Genomic DNA, 16939 nt, shown 5'->3' on the forward strand with positions numbered 1-16939 from the left:
GTTGTGGTTGACATCGATACGCTATTTTCTGGCGTGCGTCTGGCCAGTCAGTACTACCATGAGCATATGACTCTGGGTATGCGAATGTTTGGTGGAAGCAATCGCGATCCCGCTGTGCCCGTTGACAAGGGCGACCGTCGATTCAACGCGCCGCAATGGAAAGAATATCCACTGTTCGACTATATAAGTCAGTCGTATCGGCAGACGTCGAAAGCGCTACTGGATGCGATTGAGCTTGCCCGACTGGATGAAACGACGAAGCAGAAGATGCGCTTCTACACTCGCCAGTACATCGACGCGATTTCACCGACGAACTTCGCCGTGACCAACCCTGAAGTGCTCGCGCTTGCGGCAGAGACAAAGGGTGTAAGTCTCGCAAATGGATTGAATAATCTGATGCAAGACTTAAAAAAGGGGCGAATTTCGTTGTCCCGCGATACGGCCTTCGAGGTTGGCGGAAATTTGGCCAATACGCCTGGAGCAGTCGTTTACGAAAACGAGCTGATTCAACTGATCCAGTACTCACCTGCGACCAGTGAGGTAAAGGAAATCCCACTTCTGGTCGTGCCATCGGTAGTGAACAAGTACTACATCCTCGACCTGACGGCAGAGACGTCACTGGTGCGATACCTTGTATCGCAAGGCTTTACGGTGTTCATAGTCTCGTGGCGCAATATTAACGTGTCGTTGCAAGGTAAATCGTGGGATGACTATGTGGATCAGGGCGTACTGAAGGCCATCGACGTGACGCGTGAAATCAGCGGACAAGACCAGATCAACGCAGCGGGCTACTGCGTAGGCGGGGCGTTGCTCAGCAGCGCGCTCGCGGTGCGCGCGGCACAAGGTGAGTGGCCGGTTGCAAGTATGACTCTGCTGATGGCGATGCTTGAGTTTTCCGACCCTGGCGAAATCGGCGTGTATCTCGATCCGACGATCATTGCGCAACGTGAGGCGATGTACGCCAATGGCGGTGTTGTCTCGGGCAAGGAGCTTACCATGGCCTTCTCGAGCCTTCGTGCGAACGACCTTATCTGGTCATTCGTCGTCAATAACTACCTCAAGGGTAAAGCGCCGGATCCGTTCGACCTCTTCTACTGGAACACCGACGACAGCAATCTCCCCGGACCGATGTTCTCTTACTACCTTCGTCACTGCTACATCGAGAACAAACTTGTGCAGCCGGACGCACTGTCCATGTGTGGCTCATCGGTCGACCTCAGGCGCATCAATATCCCCACTTACATTTTCGGGGCATCAGAGGACCATTTAGTGCCGTGGAAATCCGGTTATGAGAGCGTGAATCATCTCACCGGTGATCTCGAGTTCGTGCTTGGAGGAGGCGGACATATTACCGGACCGATTAACCCGGTGACAAAGAACAAGCGCAACTACTGGACGGGCGGACAGATCGGCGAGAGCGCAGAGGACTGGCTGGCATCCGCCCGATCTGTAAGCGGTAGTTGGTGGCCGCATTGGGCTGCATGGCTCGAACGACGGGCAGGCAGCACCATTTCTGCTGGTCAAGAACTTGGGAGCCGTGCTTATCGAGAGATCGAACCGGCACCGGGCCGCTATGTCAAGGGGCACGTGCATTGATCGGCACCGGTAGCACCGAACCTTCGCGATAACGCGGAAGACTGACTGACATCTGGAGCGTCGGCCCGAGCTAAACGGCGTCGACTGCTCTTCACAGGATAGAGGCTCCCATGCTGACAAACATCGCATTTCCACTGGCCGCTTCTAGCCTGTCGGCGCAGCGAAGCAAGGTAATGACCGCGCGCGAAGCCGTACGGCTCATCCGGGATGGCGATACGGTCGCCTTCTCCGGCCTGGTCGGTATCGGCTTTCCAGAGGGCGTTGCTCTTGCGCTTGAAGAGCTATTTCTGTCTACTGAAGAGGAGCACTTTCAGGCGAGTGGCAAACCACGTAATCTGACGCTTGTATGTGGCGCCGGGCCTGGTGATGGCAAGCATCGCGGGTTGAACGCACTCGCACATGAGGGCCTCGTGCGAAAGATGATTGGCGGACATTACAGTCTGGCGCCGAAACTGGGCAAACTCGCGACCAGCGGTCGGATCGAGGCATACAACCTGCCTCTAGGCGTAATTCTTGGCTTGTATCGTGATATTGCTGCGCGCAGACCCGGACATTTAAGTCGGGTCGGGCTTGGCACCTTCGTTGACCCTCGATTCGGAGGGGGCAAGCTCAATGACCGGACTGTTGACGATCTGGTCGAATTGACGACGGTGGGCGGCGAAGAGTTTCTTTTCTACAAAGCTTTTCCGATCCATGTTGGCGTAATCCGTGGCACCACCGCAGACCACGACGGAAATGTCACGATGGAGCGTGAGGCACTAAGCCTTGACATGCTCACGGTCGCCATGGCCGTGCGCAATTCCGGTGGAATAGTCATTGCGCAGGTCGAACGTCTCGCTGAACGCGGCACGCTCAATCCCCGTCAGGTCAAGGTGCCTGGCGTGCTGGTTGACTCCGTGGTGGTGGCTCCGCCCGAGCACCACTGGCAGACATTTGCCGAACCCTACAATCCGGCTTTCAGCGGCGAACTGCGACTGCCGCTGAATACGCTGCCACCGCTGGAAATGAGCGACCGCAAAGTTATCGCCAGGCGCGCGGCAATGGAATTGAGACCCGATAGCGTTGTCAATCTGGGCATCGGAATGCCAGAGGGAGTGGCAGGCGTATCCACCGAGGAGAAGATCTTCGACTTGATGACGCTTACCACAGAATCCGGCGTCATTGGAGGCGTCCCTGCATCCGGACTTGACTTTGGTGCCGTGATGAATGGCGAGGCCGTCATTGATCAACCGTACCAGTTCGATTACTACGATGGCGGAGGCCTCGACATCGCGTTTTTGGGTTTGGCGCAGGTTGACCGAGCCGGCAACCTGAACGTCAGCAAGTTTGGACCGAAGCTTGCCGGCGCAGGTGGTTTTATCAACATCAGCCAGAACGCAAAGAAGGTTGTCTTCATGGGTACGTTCAACGCGGGCGGCCTGAAAACTGAAATCGAGGACGGTCAGTTAAGAATTCGCGACGATGGAGCTGCTTCAAAATTCGTCGAGCAAGTCGAGCATTGCACCTTCAGCGGGCCATATGCAGTGCAACGCCGGCAGCCGGTGCTTTACATAACCGAGCGCTGCGTGTTCCGTCTGGGCGAAGAGGGCGTAGAACTTGTCGAAATCGCACCCGGGGTTGACCTCGAGAAAGATATCCTCGCCCAGATGGCGTTCGTCCCCGTGATGAAGGAACCGCCACGACTCATGGATCCGAGGATCTTTCGACCTGAACAGATGAAATTGCGTGATGAATTGCTACGTGTGCCACTCGAACGGCGTTTCGTGTATGACGCCCAGCGGAATCTGTTCTTCATCAACTTGACGGGTCATGCCGTCAAAACCCCAGAAGACGTCGAGCAGATCCGATCCCAAATCGAACTTCACCTTGCACCTTTGCGCCGCCGCGCGTATGTCATCGCCGACTACGACAACTGCACGATGACGCCGGACGTGCTGGATAGCTACTGCGACATGGTCAAGGAGATGAACGCCCGTTACTACTCTGGCGCCATGCGCTACACAACCAACAGCTTCCTGAGAGTCAGATTAGGAGACGCCCTGCAGCAGCGCGATGTCGTCCCACACATCTTCGAGAGCGCCGAGGAGGTCCGTGCTCATTTACGATGCCTTGAGCCGATCTAACGCAAATGACCAATCATCCAGAAGAACAAGAAGCGATGGACGAGTTTCCTGAGTCAGCGGTGGAGATTCTTTGCGAGGATCTCTACTTGCCGCAGTCGGAGTCAGGCGTGCGGATCCACCTGCGTCGGAAATGTCCAACGTCGAGTGCAAGGCGGAGCGGCCGTGGTGTGATCGTGTTCGTTCATGGCGCGACTTATTCGGGTGTACCGGCGTTTGACGCGGCGCTGCCGGGTGGATCCTGGCTGGAGTTTGCCGCCGCTGATGGCTATGACGCGTATGCCCTTGATGTGCGTGGCTATGGCCTATCGTCGCGTCCCTCTGCGCCGGCTGGGTATTTTGGCGTTCATAAGCTGTATGCCCGAACCGATGAAGCTATTTCGGACCTGACTGCAGCAGTGGACTTCATACTGGCGCGGACTGGCACCGACCATGTCGATCTCGTCGGCTGGTCGTGGGGTACTGCGATTTGCGGCGCTTACGCGTCGACGAATGCAGATAAGGTAAGGCGGCTCGTCTTGTACGCGCCACTGTGGATCTTGAGAAGAAAGTCCGACTGGCCTCTGGCGCTTGCGCCGCTCGCGGCGTTTCCTGCGCTTGGGCCGCTATATGCTGCCAGTCTTCCGTCCGTTCGCAGCGTCGAACTCTCGGACGTGCGCCAGCGTTGGTTTCGTGGTCTCGACATGCAGACCTCAGAAACACTTTGCCCGAGCGTTGTAGTGAGCTCCTGGTGGCATGCGACGGTCAGCGCGGATCCAGTGGGATCAGTTCAGACGCCCCCAAGGCTAATCGCGCCCAACGGTGTTGTTGCCGATTTGCTCGAATATTGGGCCGTCGGAATTCCGACTTACGATCCGGGGAACATTAAAGTTCCTGTCATGGTCATTCTTGGTGAGTGGGACGTTGATACCCCTCCAGAAATGGCGCAGGAACTGTTCAATCACTTGTCCGCTGCGCCGTATAAGCGCATGGAGGTGCTTGGACGTGGCACACATTCGATGTCGTTGGAAGTCAATCGTTTCGACCTCTATCGTCGTGTGGGATTGTTTTTGAGGTCTCGTTCCATTCCATCAAATTGAAGGAACGTTATCCAGCAAGAAGCGCTGTTGGCATGTCGCATAAAAATATCCGCACTTTCTTCGGTTTTTTTGCACAACCGATTGGCTTTTTACGATATTGCAGTGCGGATTCAAATGTCTATACTCGAATAAAAGCCACAGTTGATTTTCAGACTGCTAGGCCACAAACCTACCTGAGCAGACGGACGGAAGATTGGTCGAAGACCAGTAGATTAGGTCGCACGCGTACAGCTTTGTAGGGGCAACTAGAGTGAGCGGTCATCAGAGAGTGCCGGACAACCGACGCTGGTGACGGCGCACTGTTTCTACGGTGCGGCCGAGAACGGCGGTGTCAATACCATCATGAGCCTGCGCTGAGCGCCGGCGATGAAACACGAAGCGGAGACTGTTATGAAGATTGGCTTTATCGGCCTGGGCAACATGGGAGCGCCAATGGCGAAGAACCTGCTAAAGGCGGGGCATACGCTAAGCGTTTTTGACCTCAGTGCGCAGGTCGTTCAGGAAATGGTTGACGCAGGCGCGAAGGCAACGGAGTCGCCGAAGGCTGCGGCAACTGACGTGGAGTGTGTAATCACGATGCTGCCCGCCCCCGGTCATGTACGCAACGTGCTTACGGCAGAAAATGGTGTGCTAGCGGGTATATCGAAGGACGTGATCATCATCGACTCGAGCACCATTGATCCGGCTAGTGCGAGGGAGTTCTCAAAAATCGCGGCGCAGCACGGTAACCTATTCGTTGACGCACCGGTATCAGGCGGTACGGGAGGCGCTGCAGCCGGTACGCTTACGTTCATGGTCGGATGCGGTGATGAGGCGTACGCGAAGATCAAGCCTGTGCTGCAATCCATGGGCAAAAGCATTGTCCATTGCGGCGATACTGGGACGGGCCAGGCCGCCAAGATTTGCAACAACTTGCTGCTTGGCATCTCGATGGCAGCGCTCTCAGAAGCGATGGCGTTGGGGGAGGCGTTGGGAATCGATCCAAAAGTCCTGGGTGGCATCATTAACAGTTCAACTGGACGTTGCTGGAGTTCTGAGACCTATAACCCGATGCCTGGTGTGATCGAGAGTGCGCCGTCCTCGCGAGGATACGGGGGCGGGTTCGGAACGGACCTGATGCTCAAGGATCTCGCGCTTGCGACAGATGCCGCCAAGACCGTTCGCCAGCCGGCGTTTCTGGGTGCCCTTGCGCAACAGCTTTATCAGATGCTTAGCGCCAACGGAGACGGCCGACTTGATTTTTCTTCCGTCATTACCTTGTACCGAAATCACGGAAATACGTGACGGCACATTTCGGAATTGATCATTGTTGGAACTGTTCATCACAGGTCAGCAACGTAGCAAGTACTTTTCTTTGTAAATCGAGGAGACAACCATGTCCGGGTCATCCATGCAAGTGAAGCCGTTTGAAGAAGTAATTAATGCCAGTCTCCGCCAAACCGGGGAAAGCGATTTCAAGTCTGGAAGCTACAGGATGCTCCTTTGCAATCCGTTGGCATCGTTGGTCTCCAGCCTTGATGACAACCCCGCCAGTGCGAATGTCGCGATCCTTGGGTACAACTGAATCAGTTTGGCAGGTACTCGTGTGCTCATGCGCTGGCGCGCTGTTCGATCGCGTGCTAGCGACGCCCGGGAGCACTCGCTCACGTCTTCTGGGCGCACCGAGAGGCACATCAGGAAAGACCGCACGTGATATCGCGACAAGCTGGAAAGATGCCTTTCACGCTACCACCTTAATGAATTTGTGCCTGCGTCTTATAGTAGCTTCACTGCGGCAGGCAGTATCCGTTCGCAGTCGACATGGAGTAGCCGTTTGCACTGGAGAGCATGATGAAATCCCTGAAGATTGTTGTCGTCGCGTGTTCGATGTTTGCCGCCGCCACTGCCTGGTCACAAAGCCAGCTCTCGGCAGGGAATGCTTCGCAGCAGATCACGCAAACCAATAATTCGCAGGCGTCGGCGTATACCGACGCGACGAATCAGGAGAAGAAACAAGAGTGTGTCGGTCCCCCGAGCTTCTGCACGCTCTTCTTCGGGAGCTGACTGCCGACGCTTGGCGATTGCCCCACGCCGCGGTGCCTTCCAATCGGGCCCGCGGCTCTGTTCTACCGTATTAGATGACGAGCAAAGACGGCACGTGGGATATTGTGATCGACTTCGGTTTCAGGCATTGTCGACATAAGTCGCTGAATCACACGAAATTTCTGAGTCGTCTCATCAGCGCGCATTTCCCGATAGAGGCCTGCTTTTGTGATGTCAGTTCAATCGCCTGTCGCGTAATGCTCGGCCTCACTCGATAATATCAATATCGAAAACGCTTCCGCGCCACATAGCCGCAGTGACACGTGCTCTGTCACGGAGAGAGTGCTAAGGGGCGTTGACGCACATTTACGTTTCCGTCCGGTCCCACATGTTGCGCCCGAGGAAGGTAAAGGTTCGATCCCACGCCTTTTCCGTCCAAACTGGATCGAATTGCGTACGAGATATGCGCCCTGGACCGACGGCAGTTTCGTTCGTGAATCCATGGTGCGCCAGGTATCGATGGAAACGAACGTCGGCGCCGGCCTTCAGGAGCCGACGTTCCAGTTCATCGACTGTTTCGATCGGGAAGAACGCGTCCTGTATCGCCCAGTGGCCGATGAGCGAAGCGTGAATTTTCGCAGGGTCGAGGTATTCGAGGGGTGGGAAGCCATACCAGACAACTCCTGCCGAAAGCGAGGGATGACTGCACAGCGCGAGCAGCGTCAGCGCGCCCCCCATACAGTAGCCCATGGCTGCGGTGCGGTTTGCCTTCGTTCCGAGATATTGGAGCGCCCCAGTTACGTCCTGCGACGTAACTTCCGCGAAATCGAGGCTATTCATCAGATGATTTGCCTCTTCCTCTTCTACGGTTGTCTTTCCCCGGAAGAGATCGGGAACCAGCGCGAAATAGCCCGCACTCGCAAGCCGATCTGCCACTCCGCGGATCTGGTCATTGAGTCCCCACCATTCCTGAAGTACGAGTACACCGGGTGCTCCGGCCTGATCGTCCGGTGTGGACAGATAGCCTTCGAGTTCGCCTCCGTCCGGCCGCTTAAAACCAACCATTGTTCCGTTGCGTTTCACGATAGTTACTCCTCTCACGTATGCCGGCTTAGCGGCGCATATCTGGAAGGTAGCGGCCGGGTAACGCGTTCGCCACCAGTTGCACTGAAAAGTCCTGAAATGTTCCGGCTTGAGCCGAAATATCGCTTCTGAGCAAGCTTTCAGAGTGGACGCGTCCCAGGTGGCATCTGCCTAGCCACCGGGGAAAAAGCATTTCGGTCGAGCCAATCGGAAGAAGCGGCTGGTTTTGCTCCGCAGCACCACGGATGAAGTCCCATAGAAACGCGATACGGCGTAAGTTGCCGATTCAGGTGGCCTCGATTTGCGGCGATACGCGAGTTGGATGCGTCGCTCGCAACCTAGCCCACGCAGCGACAGAGCGCTGATTAATCGGGCTCTTGGAGTGCTGGACGCTGCAGTGGTCATCAACCAGCAGTAAAACATCGTCCTCGTGTTGGGGAGCCTTAGAGATGCTCTTGGTGGAAGCCGTCAACGGCGTCAACGGCTTCCCGCGCACCATTTTTTAATTTGCCGGGACAGAGTTGGCAGCCTGCTCGATGAGCTTGGCCGTTTCCTTAGGGTGGGAGATGTATGCGACATGGCTCGAATTGATCTCGATCGTCTTGGCATTCATGCGCTTGGCCATCTTGCGCTCCAGATCCGGGTTGATCGACCGGTCGGCGGTTGCCACCATATACCAACTGGGTTTGGCCTTCCAGGCGGGGGACGTTACGTTGGACGTGAATGAATCGGCAGAGATCAGGACTTGCGACTCGGCCATGAATTTGGCCTTTGCTGGTGGAACGTCCGCCGCGAAGTCACGCGGAAAGACCGCGGGGTCGATGTAGAAGTAGCCGTCACTGGTTTGCTTGATGCCTGTGATGGCCGGCGGCACGGACTTCTCGAGTTGGGCCGTGCTTTCGCCTTCGTCTGGCCCAAATGCCGCGATGTAGACAAGCGCTTGCACCTTGGGATCGTTTCCAGCCTCAGTGATGATGGTGCCACCGTAGCTGTGCCCGACGAGAACCACTGGACCTGGTTGGCTGTCAACGATCCGCCGCGTAAATTTGACGTCATCTGCAAGTGAGGTCTCGGGCTCCTGAACTACGGAAACCTTGTATCCGTCCTTCTTGAGGATGTTCGAAACGGCGTCCCAGCCTGAGCCATCTGCGAAAGCGCCGTGCACCAGGACCACGTTCGTGATGCCCGTCTGCGCCGTGGATTGCGCGGAGGCCACTTGCGGCGTTACACAGATCAGCGTAGTTGCCAGTGCGGCAACAATGTAAGGCTTGTTCATGATTTTTCTCCTGTGCGGTACTAGACAAGTGTGAGCGTAACGTCGACGTTGCCGCGCGTCGCATTCGAGTACGGGCAAACGACATGTGCCTTTTCGATAAGCGCTTGTGCTGCGTCGCGAGGCATAGTTGGCAGCGAAATCTTCAGTTCAACCTCGATGCCGAAGCCGGTCGGAATAGCGCCCATGCCTACGCTACCGTTGTTCGAAACTTCGGCTGGAATTGCGACCTTGTTTTGTGCGGCTACAAACTTCATGGCGCCCAGGAAGCAAGCGCTGTAGCCAGCCGCGGAGAGTTGTTCGGGGTTCGTGCCGTCACCGCCCGCGCCGCCAAGTTCACGTGGCGTGGTTAGCTTAAACTCGAGCTTGCTTTCGGGAATAACGGCACGACCGTCGCGGCCGCCAGTGGCTGCTGCATGGGCGCGGTAGAGAATTTTCTCGATTATCATAATAGGAATCCTAATTGATGGTGTATGTGGAGCAGGATGGATGATGGCGTGATAATCACCAACTCATGCCGCCGCGTTCGCTGGGCGAGCAGAACGGGCGATCGCGCTGTTGCCGGTCATCGTCGTCGCGGCTGCAGACTTACGCCGGAGTGGCCGTATGCATACCAAGCATAGGGGCGCGGCGACGTAATCGCCTCCTGTAAAACCGAAAAGTCCTGAAAACTTCTAGTTTCAGGCTGCGGAGTCATTCGGATACGACAAAATTCCGGGCGGAACGTCGAAAGGTTCGAACGACACGGGAATGGTCGGGGTGGGCGGATGCTCGAACGGGGATTTACCGAATAGTTTCCATAGCTGCTCGAGGCTACGGCCGCAACGTACCTCCCACGCCATGAACCCTCGGCGCCGTGCAACGCTTAGGGCGTTCCGAAGCATCTGTTCCGCGAGATGCGAGACGTCGGGATCCTCCCGCAGAAGTATGACTTCTGCTCTTGCGCGCAGAAGTTCTACCCAGGACAGGTAATCTTTCGCGGTCGTTGCCCTTGCGATGGCGCGAGAGAGCAAATCGCTCGCGTCGCGCACTCTACCGAATCTGGCCAATGCGATGGCGGTCTCGCCAAGGAAGGGCGACAGTGCGACGTAATACTGTGCGTTGCCAATTTCGTCCAGCGACGGGACAATTCTGGCGTCGTACGATTCGACATGACCCACGCGCAGTTCGATCAAACCCCGCCAAATTTCCGCGCGAGCCTTCCATGTCGACACGCCATGACGTCTGGTAGAGTCCGAGAGCATTTGCACCGCCTCATCGAGCCCCGCGTCGTCTTCGCGTAGTAATGCGGCCGGACACAGCGCTTCGCTCAACGCGTAACAGGACGAAGGCGTGTGGTCGAGCGCCTGGGCGTCCTCGAGTGCTTGTCGAGCTGTGCGTTCCGCCTCGCCGTGGCGATCGAGAAAGGCCAATGTCTGAGCAAGTACGGAGCGGGACATACAGCACTCGTCATAGAGGAACCGGATTCGCTCTGCGCGATTTGTGCGACCGACCGGCAAGCGGATGGACTCCAGTTCAGTGAGTGCTGCGTTTAGCTGCCCAAGGCACAGATGAGCTATTCCGGACATCCTGCACGCCACCATGCGGTCTCCGGGCCAGCGAGACTTCTTGGCCACCTCTGAAAAATGCGACGCCAGCGCCAGCGATTGTGCATATTGCCCATTGAGATAAGCGTGGCTCCAGCAGCCCCACAAGCCGCGCAACTGATATTCAGTACTGCGTGTCTCCTGTGCGAGGACGAGCGAAGCCGCAAACGCTTCGCAGGTCTGAGTACCGACATTCTGAAACAAGAGGCATGCGCCGCGTGCCGCCTGCAATTTCATTTCCCATTCGATCACCGGCAAATTCAGACGAGCTTGAGCGGAAAGTCGTGGCAGTGCTGTCATTGCGGCATCCACGCGGCAAAGACATTCCTCGATCAGGGCAAACTGCATGGACAGGGGGATGCTGGTCACGACGAGCTCGATCGCTATTACCGTTGTACTCTCGTCAGAGAAGCTCCATTCGACAGCCGAACGCAGGTCATCGAGGTAAAGCCCAAATGTGCGTTTCCAGTCGATTTCGGCTCGTTCCTGAGCTAGTTTGTCGGCCGACCGGAACACGCCCAGAACATGCTGCGCGTGACGGACCAACCAATCATGGCTCGTACCACTCTCGACAAGACGATCGCGCGCATATGCACGAATAGTGTCGAGTAGCCGGTAGTGCATCTGCGGGAGATTAGGGATCGCACACAAAAGCGACCGGTCGACGAGGTCAGCGATCGCGGCAGTCACTTCGTGTTGGGGCACGTCGGTGCCCCCAATCATCCGCTGGGCCGCGTCCAGCGTGAAGCTTCCGGCAAACAGGCTGAGCCGGCTCAACACTGTCTTGAGGACCGGTGACAAAAGCTTGTAGCTCCAGTCCACCGTTGCGCGCAGCGTCTGTTGGCGAGGTAACGCGGTTCGTGCCCCGTTTTGCAGGATCTGGAACCGGTCGTTGAGTCGATCGGCTACACCTTGAATGCCGAGACCAGCAGTGCAGGCGGCAGCAAGTTCGATCGCCAATGGGATGCCGTCCAACTGGCGGCAAATACGCGCGATCAGTGGTAGTGACGTATCGACCGCGGTATCCGCTCCCGAACCCATTCGTTCCAGAAATAACTCGATCGCGCCGAAGCGCTTCGCATCTCTCGCGTCGTCATGTGAGGGCATGTCGAGCGACGGCACCCGATAGACGTGCTCGCCGGCTATTCTCAGCGCCGCCCGGCTTGTTGCGATGACAGTCGAGCCCGGTGTCACCTGCAGCAACGTCTCGACTAGTTGAGCTGCGCTTTCGATGAGGTGTTCACAGTTGTCGACGACGATAAGGAGGTGCCGATCACGTAAGCCGGGTGCGATCTTTTCGAGGTCACGCGTTCCATCACCGGGGGAAAAACCGAATGCCGTCGCAACAGTGGCGGCCACGTGATCCGCTGACACGGTCGCCGCCAGTTCTACGAGTACGGCGCCGTCGGCGAAATTCGACGATAGTTCACTGGCCGCCTCGATTGCCAGGCGGGTCTTGCCGACGCCGCCGGCACCGATGAGCGTGACGAGTCGCCGCGACCGGATCAGATTCGTGACCTCGCCAAGCGAGATGTCCCGCCCGATGAGGCGCGATACGTGAGCAGGAAGAGGTTTGCCGCGTAGTGGATTCGGGCCCACCGAGCGCCCACTTAAGCTGTCTGTAGTGGTTGGGACATTAGTATCCAGATCCCCGACGAACTGGTAGCCACGGCCCGCGATAGTCCGTATTGCGTCGCGATCGGCACTCAGGGCACGTCGCAGGAGCGACACCTGACCTTCCAGCGTGTTCTCGCCGACGACTCTATTCGGCCAGACCACATCCATGATTAACTCTTTGCTAACGACGGTGCCTCGCCGCTCGATAAGCAGGATCAGAAGATCGAACGCACGGTCTCCGACGTTGACGCGCCCCCCGTCATAACTTAACTCACGACGGCCCGGATTGACGGTCGTTGCACCAAATCGAAACTGAACGGGTGTTTGTGGTGGCGTACTCATGATCCCACTCCGGACGGCAAATGCTGAGTAAAGTTTAGTCTCGCGAGCAAAAGTTCACCAATTTTCCGCCGTTATCCTCCAGGGAGTTTTTAGTCTGGCTATAGCTCGATGAAGGCAAAAACGAGCAGAAGAGCGCGATTGTCCAACCAGGCACGGGGAAACTATAGCGTGTCTCGCAGGAAGACGACTGTATTGTCAGCAGCCAGGGCCGGCGCGCCGACGGCGCTTACATGGGGACGTTACCGCAGACTTGCTGGAGCTCCCCGCATTCTTTCGCGGCCGCAATTGCTGTTTTATGTACCTACATCGTACTGACGAGCCGTTGCAGCAAAGAACGATCAATAGAGCCGACGCAAATGTCTCAAGCGTGTTCGGGAACTGGCTAGAATATTCTGGCTAGGAATGTGCGTTGGCACGACGCGTCGCGACGCACGGACGAAGAGGCGACTGGCAGCGAGCCCTTAGCGGCTCACGACGACTTCACGATTCATGTCGACCAGCCGCCTCACCCGATCAGCAGGTGAGACGGGCGGTATCTGGCAGACCTCGAATCTTCAAACGCGGTAAGAGTTGACGCGGATTATGGTCTGTAGGTGCGTTGTTTTCTTCTTTGTTTTTTGCGCCTCGGATTTCTCTACTGCCAATATTTCCTCTTGCTGGTCTTCCCAATTCCAGGGTTGAAACTATTGGTCGGATCGAGTTTCTTCAATTGCGCTTGATAACTCTCGGACGCGTGGTACAGGTTACCGACGTTATGCTCTGCAGGGTATTTTGCACCGCGTGTTTCAAGGTATGACAACACGTCTTTCTTGAACGCTACAGCATTGCATCCCGGCTTCAGGATGTAGTCCTGGTGATTCACAAAACAGAAGAAGTGCCCACAGCAAGAGTCCAGCAGAACTTGTTCCTGCAGGTGCGGTGGCAACTTTAGACGCCACTCGGTGTCGTTCCGGCGTAGTGCAACATCAAATGCCAGCAGTCTTTCGTTAGTGTCAATACCCTGACTGTCGCAGTAGCAAATGGTACAGGCGCCGACAGTGAAGCGGACCAGAAACGCGTCGCGTGCCTCTTCCTCGTCGCATTTGAAGTACTCGCCAGTTCGAGTCGAGAAAAACCGCTCGAGTAGCGCAGCCAGTTCTTCGGCATCGCCCCCGTCCGTCTTGATGACGAGGTGATGCTCATATAGGTCCATGTAGCTGGGGATACGCCCGGCTAGACCCATGGGGGTGAGCACATTTGTGATCTGAATGGCTTTGTCCACGGTGTTATCTGGAAGTATGGCGACTCGCCTAACGAGCTTGTCCCAATTCGCCTTTTGTGCAGTCAGTTCCGGGATCTTCTCAGGGCCGAAGAGCCGAATTGCCTTATAGATATGTTTTGCATAACGAACAGATAAATCCAGTGCTCCCTTGTGCATATACTCTGCCTGGATAGGTAATTTCGACAGACTGGTCAGCAGGAATAGGCGGAGTTGGACCAATTCTGCTTCGTTGTTGGTTCCAACATAGAAGGAGGTGGTGTTCAGCGGAGTGTCGAAAGTAGGCAGGCGCACGGCGAAGACCGCGAGCTTCCCGGCACAGCCTGCACTGTCATGCAGATACTCGGGATTTCCATTGTAACGCGCGGGACTATTGGCCGCCACGTCCCGCAACTTTTCGGCATAATTTTCCGCCCATAACTTTCCGTCCCAGTCGGGCGTATCCCCGATCGTGTACTGACTCGAAGTTAGATTGTCGAGAATTTCTTCTGGATCCTCCCCAAGTCTTATTCCGAGATTGTTCACGAGTTGCAGTTGCCCATTTTCGTCGACTCGGGCAAAGAGGGATTTTTCAGTAAAAGCAGGGCCTCGTCGAATCAGCGAGCCGCCGGAATTGTTGCAGATTCCGCCAACCACCGATGCGCCGATGCATGACGATCCAATGACTGAATGTGGTTCTCTTTTGTACGGCTTTAGGGCATTTTCCAACTCGGTTAGCGTTGACCCTGGAAATGCAATGACCTGCTTTGCGTCGTCGATTACCTGAACGCCTTTAAGCCGTCGTGTGCTAACTATAATGAGTTCTCTATCGTAATCCTCGCCATTTGGAGTTGAGCCACCGGTTACACCTGTGTTCGACGCTTGCATCAAGATGATTGCGTCATTATCGACGCAAACCTTGAGGACCGACCAGAGTTGCGATAGCGTACGGGGCAGTGCGACCGCGAGAGCCTTCCCGTGGCCAACCCGGAAACCCTTGGTGTAGAAGACTTTCTCGTCTTCACCATCTAACAAGTCGGCTTCAGCGAGCACCCCTCTTAACTTAGCCAACAGATCTTTGCTTGACATCTCTAACTCCATGAGGCTCATGAATCACCGCCTGGACCCAATAATAACGAGACAACCTGTTCTGAGAGGCACGCCGACGCGGTAATCATTGGTCTTTGGGGAAGTCTACTCGCAGGTGTATCATTTTTACGCGCAGGTGGCGTCCAAATATTCGATTAGGCGGCGCTAATGATGACTTCAATCAGATTTGCTTTTCCGCTTGCAATGCCAGCTTCTATCGCAGCGGCGATGTCGCTTGACTTTTCGACACGGCGCGCCGGGAGTCCAAAACCGCGCGCTAGCGCGACATAGTCGATGGCCGGTTGATCTATTTCCATCGCGATGAACTTACCGGTTTGGGCGCTGACATAGTGCTCCTGCGATCGCATGAAGTTCTTCAGTACGTTGTATTCTCGGTTATTCAGAACAACAAATGTAACCGGCAAGTTCTCGTGCGCGGCTGTCCAAAGGGACTGTGGAGAATAGAGGGCGGCACCGTCACCTACCAGACACACAACTGGCTCCCGCCCAATGCCGAGCGAGCAGCCAACTGCGGCAGGCATTGCCCACCCCAAGGCGCCTCCGCGCATAAAGGAATACTGATTACCCGATTCGCTATTGAGGAATTTCCTCACATGTGCTGACGTCGCAATGGCTTCATCGACGATAGGGATCTTAGGTCCGATTGCCCGAATCGCCTCGCGCGCGGCGACTAGCGGCGTCGTAGTAGAAAAATCCGATTGCGTCTCGGAAAGGCTGAGGATCGATCTCCGGCGAGCGACGTCTTTTTCCTTGGCCTTCGCGTTCAACTCCTCGTACAGCGCTCGTTGGGCGGAGGTTTCCTGCTCAAGGATAGGCAGCAGCGCGCGTAGCGAACCTCTTAGGTCTCCCACGACCGACAACTTCGTCGCGTACGTACGCCCCGCGTCGCGCATATTCGGCGTCAGTTGAAACACGTCGCAGCCAGCAGGTACCGCCGATCCCTCTGAGTAGAGGATCGTTATTAATGATTTGCCGCCAAGTGCGAAGATAGCGTCGTAGCTCGAAAGGATTTTCGCAATTTCGCTAGCCTTGGTTGGCAGATTTCCGGCCCAAAGTGGATGAGCGGTAGGGAACGGAATCCGCGAAGGCCACGACGAACCATACACGGGAGCTCCGAGTGCTTCCGCGAGGGCGACTACCTGTGCTGCGGCCTGACTCCAGTAAATCTCGTCACCGGCGAGTATCGCCAGCCGGCCAGGTCGGACCGCGGCAAGCTTGGCAGCCAGCGTCGGCAATGATCCGGCGATGGCGCTGCGATCTATAACCGACGGCTCTGCGATGGAGACGGAACTCATTTCTTCCATCACATCCATTGGAAACGACAGAAAGACTGGGCCGGTCGGGGCTGCATTCGCATCGTGAAAGGCACGTCGCACCAATACGGGCAATTGGTCTGCATGCGTGACTTCGCGCGCCCACTTGACCGCGGGCTCGGCAATCTTGACAAGGTCGCCCAACAGTAGTGGATCGGTTACCACGTGCCGGGAGTCCTGCTGGCCCGCCGTCACAATCATCGGTGTCTGAGAAACGCTGGCATTTAGCAGATTGCCCATTCCGTGGCCGAGTCCGCCTGCGGTATGAAGATTGAGAAAGGCAGGCTTGCGAGCGGCTTGCGCGTAGCCATCGGCCATCGCGACGACTGATGCTTCCTGAAGTGCAAGGACGTATTTGATCGAAGGGAAGCGTAGGAGAGCATCCATCAGTGGCAATTCGGTCGTACCGGGATTTCCAAAGATGTAATCCACCCCCTCGCTTTCCAAAAGTTCCAGAAGGACTTCGGCGCCCCTGCGAGCATTTGAACTTTTAAGGGACGTAACTGGACTAGCAGACATAGATCCTCCGTTTCAGCGTAACACGCCCATTGTGTGGGCGCC

The 16939-nt window shown here is 56.3% G+C and carries 11 protein-coding genes; 5 read left to right on the forward strand and 6 right to left on the reverse strand.

Annotation, left to right across the window (positions count from 1 at the left end; genetic code table 11):
* The first annotated feature begins 3 nt into the window (after positions 1 to 3).
* The 5 genes from JMY28_RS25155 to JMY28_RS25175 all read left to right on the forward strand — a co-directional run bounded on the left by JMY28_RS25155 (position 4) and on the right by JMY28_RS25175 (position 6838).
* Entirely contained in the window at positions 4 to 1596 is a 1593-nt protein-coding gene (locus JMY28_RS25155; RefSeq protein ID WP_201698594.1) for a PHA/PHB synthase family protein, read from the forward strand.
* 110 nt (positions 1597 to 1706) lie between these two features.
* Positions 1707 to 3719 (forward strand): acyl CoA:acetate/3-ketoacid CoA transferase, encoded by a 2013-nt coding sequence (locus JMY28_RS25160; RefSeq protein ID WP_201698595.1) that lies wholly within the window; start codon positions 1707 to 1709, stop codon positions 3717 to 3719.
* A gap of 5 nt (positions 3720 to 3724) precedes the next feature.
* Entirely contained in the window at positions 3725 to 4795 is a 1071-nt protein-coding gene (locus JMY28_RS25165; RefSeq protein WP_201698596.1) for an alpha/beta hydrolase, read from the forward strand.
* A 390-nt stretch (positions 4796 to 5185) separates the two neighbouring features.
* On the forward strand, positions 5186 to 6079 hold the full coding sequence (gene mmsB, locus JMY28_RS25170) for a 3-hydroxyisobutyrate dehydrogenase (protein ID WP_201698597.1): 894 nt from the start codon (positions 5186 to 5188) through the stop codon (positions 6077 to 6079).
* 543 nt (positions 6080 to 6622) lie between these two features.
* A complete protein-coding gene (locus tag JMY28_RS25175) occupies positions 6623 to 6838 on the forward strand; it encodes a hypothetical protein (protein WP_201698598.1) in 216 nt (71 codons plus the stop codon).
* Positions 6839 to 7183: 345 nt separating this feature from the next.
* Here JMY28_RS25175 and JMY28_RS25180 read toward each other — a convergent pair whose 3' ends face one another.
* From JMY28_RS25180 to JMY28_RS25205, 6 genes are all read right to left on the reverse strand, one after another.
* Positions 7184 to 7882, reverse strand: coding sequence for a dienelactone hydrolase family protein (locus JMY28_RS25180; protein WP_201698657.1), 699 nt, complete (start codon positions 7880 to 7882; stop codon positions 7184 to 7186).
* Between the two features lie 520 nt (positions 7883 to 8402).
* Complete coding sequence (locus JMY28_RS25185; RefSeq protein WP_201698599.1) at positions 8403 to 9176, reverse strand: alpha/beta hydrolase; 774 nt, start codon at positions 9174 to 9176, stop codon at positions 8403 to 8405.
* Positions 9177 to 9196: 20 nt separating this feature from the next.
* On the reverse strand, positions 9197 to 9622 hold the full coding sequence (locus JMY28_RS25190; RefSeq protein WP_201698600.1) for an organic hydroperoxide resistance protein: 426 nt from the start codon (positions 9620 to 9622) through the stop codon (positions 9197 to 9199).
* Between the two features lie 231 nt (positions 9623 to 9853).
* Entirely contained in the window at positions 9854 to 12718 is a 2865-nt protein-coding gene (locus tag JMY28_RS25195) for an ATP-binding protein (RefSeq protein ID WP_201698601.1), read from the reverse strand.
* A gap of 634 nt (positions 12719 to 13352) precedes the next feature.
* Positions 13353 to 15065, reverse strand: a complete 1713-nt coding sequence (dld, locus tag JMY28_RS25200) for a D-lactate dehydrogenase (protein ID WP_201698602.1) — start codon at positions 15063 to 15065, stop codon at positions 13353 to 13355.
* 134 nt (positions 15066 to 15199) lie between these two features.
* Positions 15200 to 16897, reverse strand: a complete 1698-nt coding sequence (locus JMY28_RS25205; protein WP_201698603.1) for a thiamine pyrophosphate-binding protein — start codon at positions 16895 to 16897, stop codon at positions 15200 to 15202.
* Positions 16898 to 16939 lie beyond the last annotated feature (42 nt).

Origin of the sequence: Paraburkholderia hiiakae (genome assembly GCF_904848665.1) — a bacterium.
GTDB classification, from domain to species: Bacteria; Pseudomonadota; Gammaproteobacteria; order Burkholderiales; family Burkholderiaceae; genus Paraburkholderia; species Paraburkholderia hiiakae.

Bases quoted from the DNA above. Each gene is read 5' to 3' on its own strand.
- JMY28_RS25160 (WP_201698595.1), top strand. From the start codon at position 1,707: ATGCTGACAAACATCGCATTTCCACTGGCCGCTTCTAGCCTGTCGGCG.
- JMY28_RS25185 (WP_201698599.1), bottom strand. From the start codon at position 9,176: ATGAACAAGCCTTACATTGTTGCCGCACTGGCAACTACGCTGATCTGT.
- JMY28_RS25180 (WP_201698657.1), bottom strand. From the start codon at position 7,882: ATGGTTGGTTTTAAGCGGCCGGACGGAGGCGAACTCGAAGGCTATCTG.
- mmsB (WP_201698597.1), top strand. From the start codon at position 5,186: ATGAAGATTGGCTTTATCGGCCTGGGCAACATGGGAGCGCCAATGGCG.
- dld (WP_201698602.1), bottom strand. From the start codon at position 15,065: ATGAGCCTCATGGAGTTAGAGATGTCAAGCAAAGATCTGTTGGCTAAG.
- JMY28_RS25175 (WP_201698598.1), top strand. From the start codon at position 6,623: ATGATGAAATCCCTGAAGATTGTTGTCGTCGCGTGTTCGATGTTTGCC.
- JMY28_RS25190 (WP_201698600.1), bottom strand. From the start codon at position 9,622: ATGATAATCGAGAAAATTCTCTACCGCGCCCATGCAGCAGCCACTGGC.
- JMY28_RS25165 (WP_201698596.1), top strand. From the start codon at position 3,725: ATGACCAATCATCCAGAAGAACAAGAAGCGATGGACGAGTTTCCTGAG.
- JMY28_RS25205 (WP_201698603.1), bottom strand. From the start codon at position 16,897: ATGTCTGCTAGTCCAGTTACGTCCCTTAAAAGTTCAAATGCTCGCAGG.
- JMY28_RS25195 (WP_201698601.1), bottom strand. From the start codon at position 12,718: ATGAGTACGCCACCACAAACACCCGTTCAGTTTCGATTTGGTGCAACG.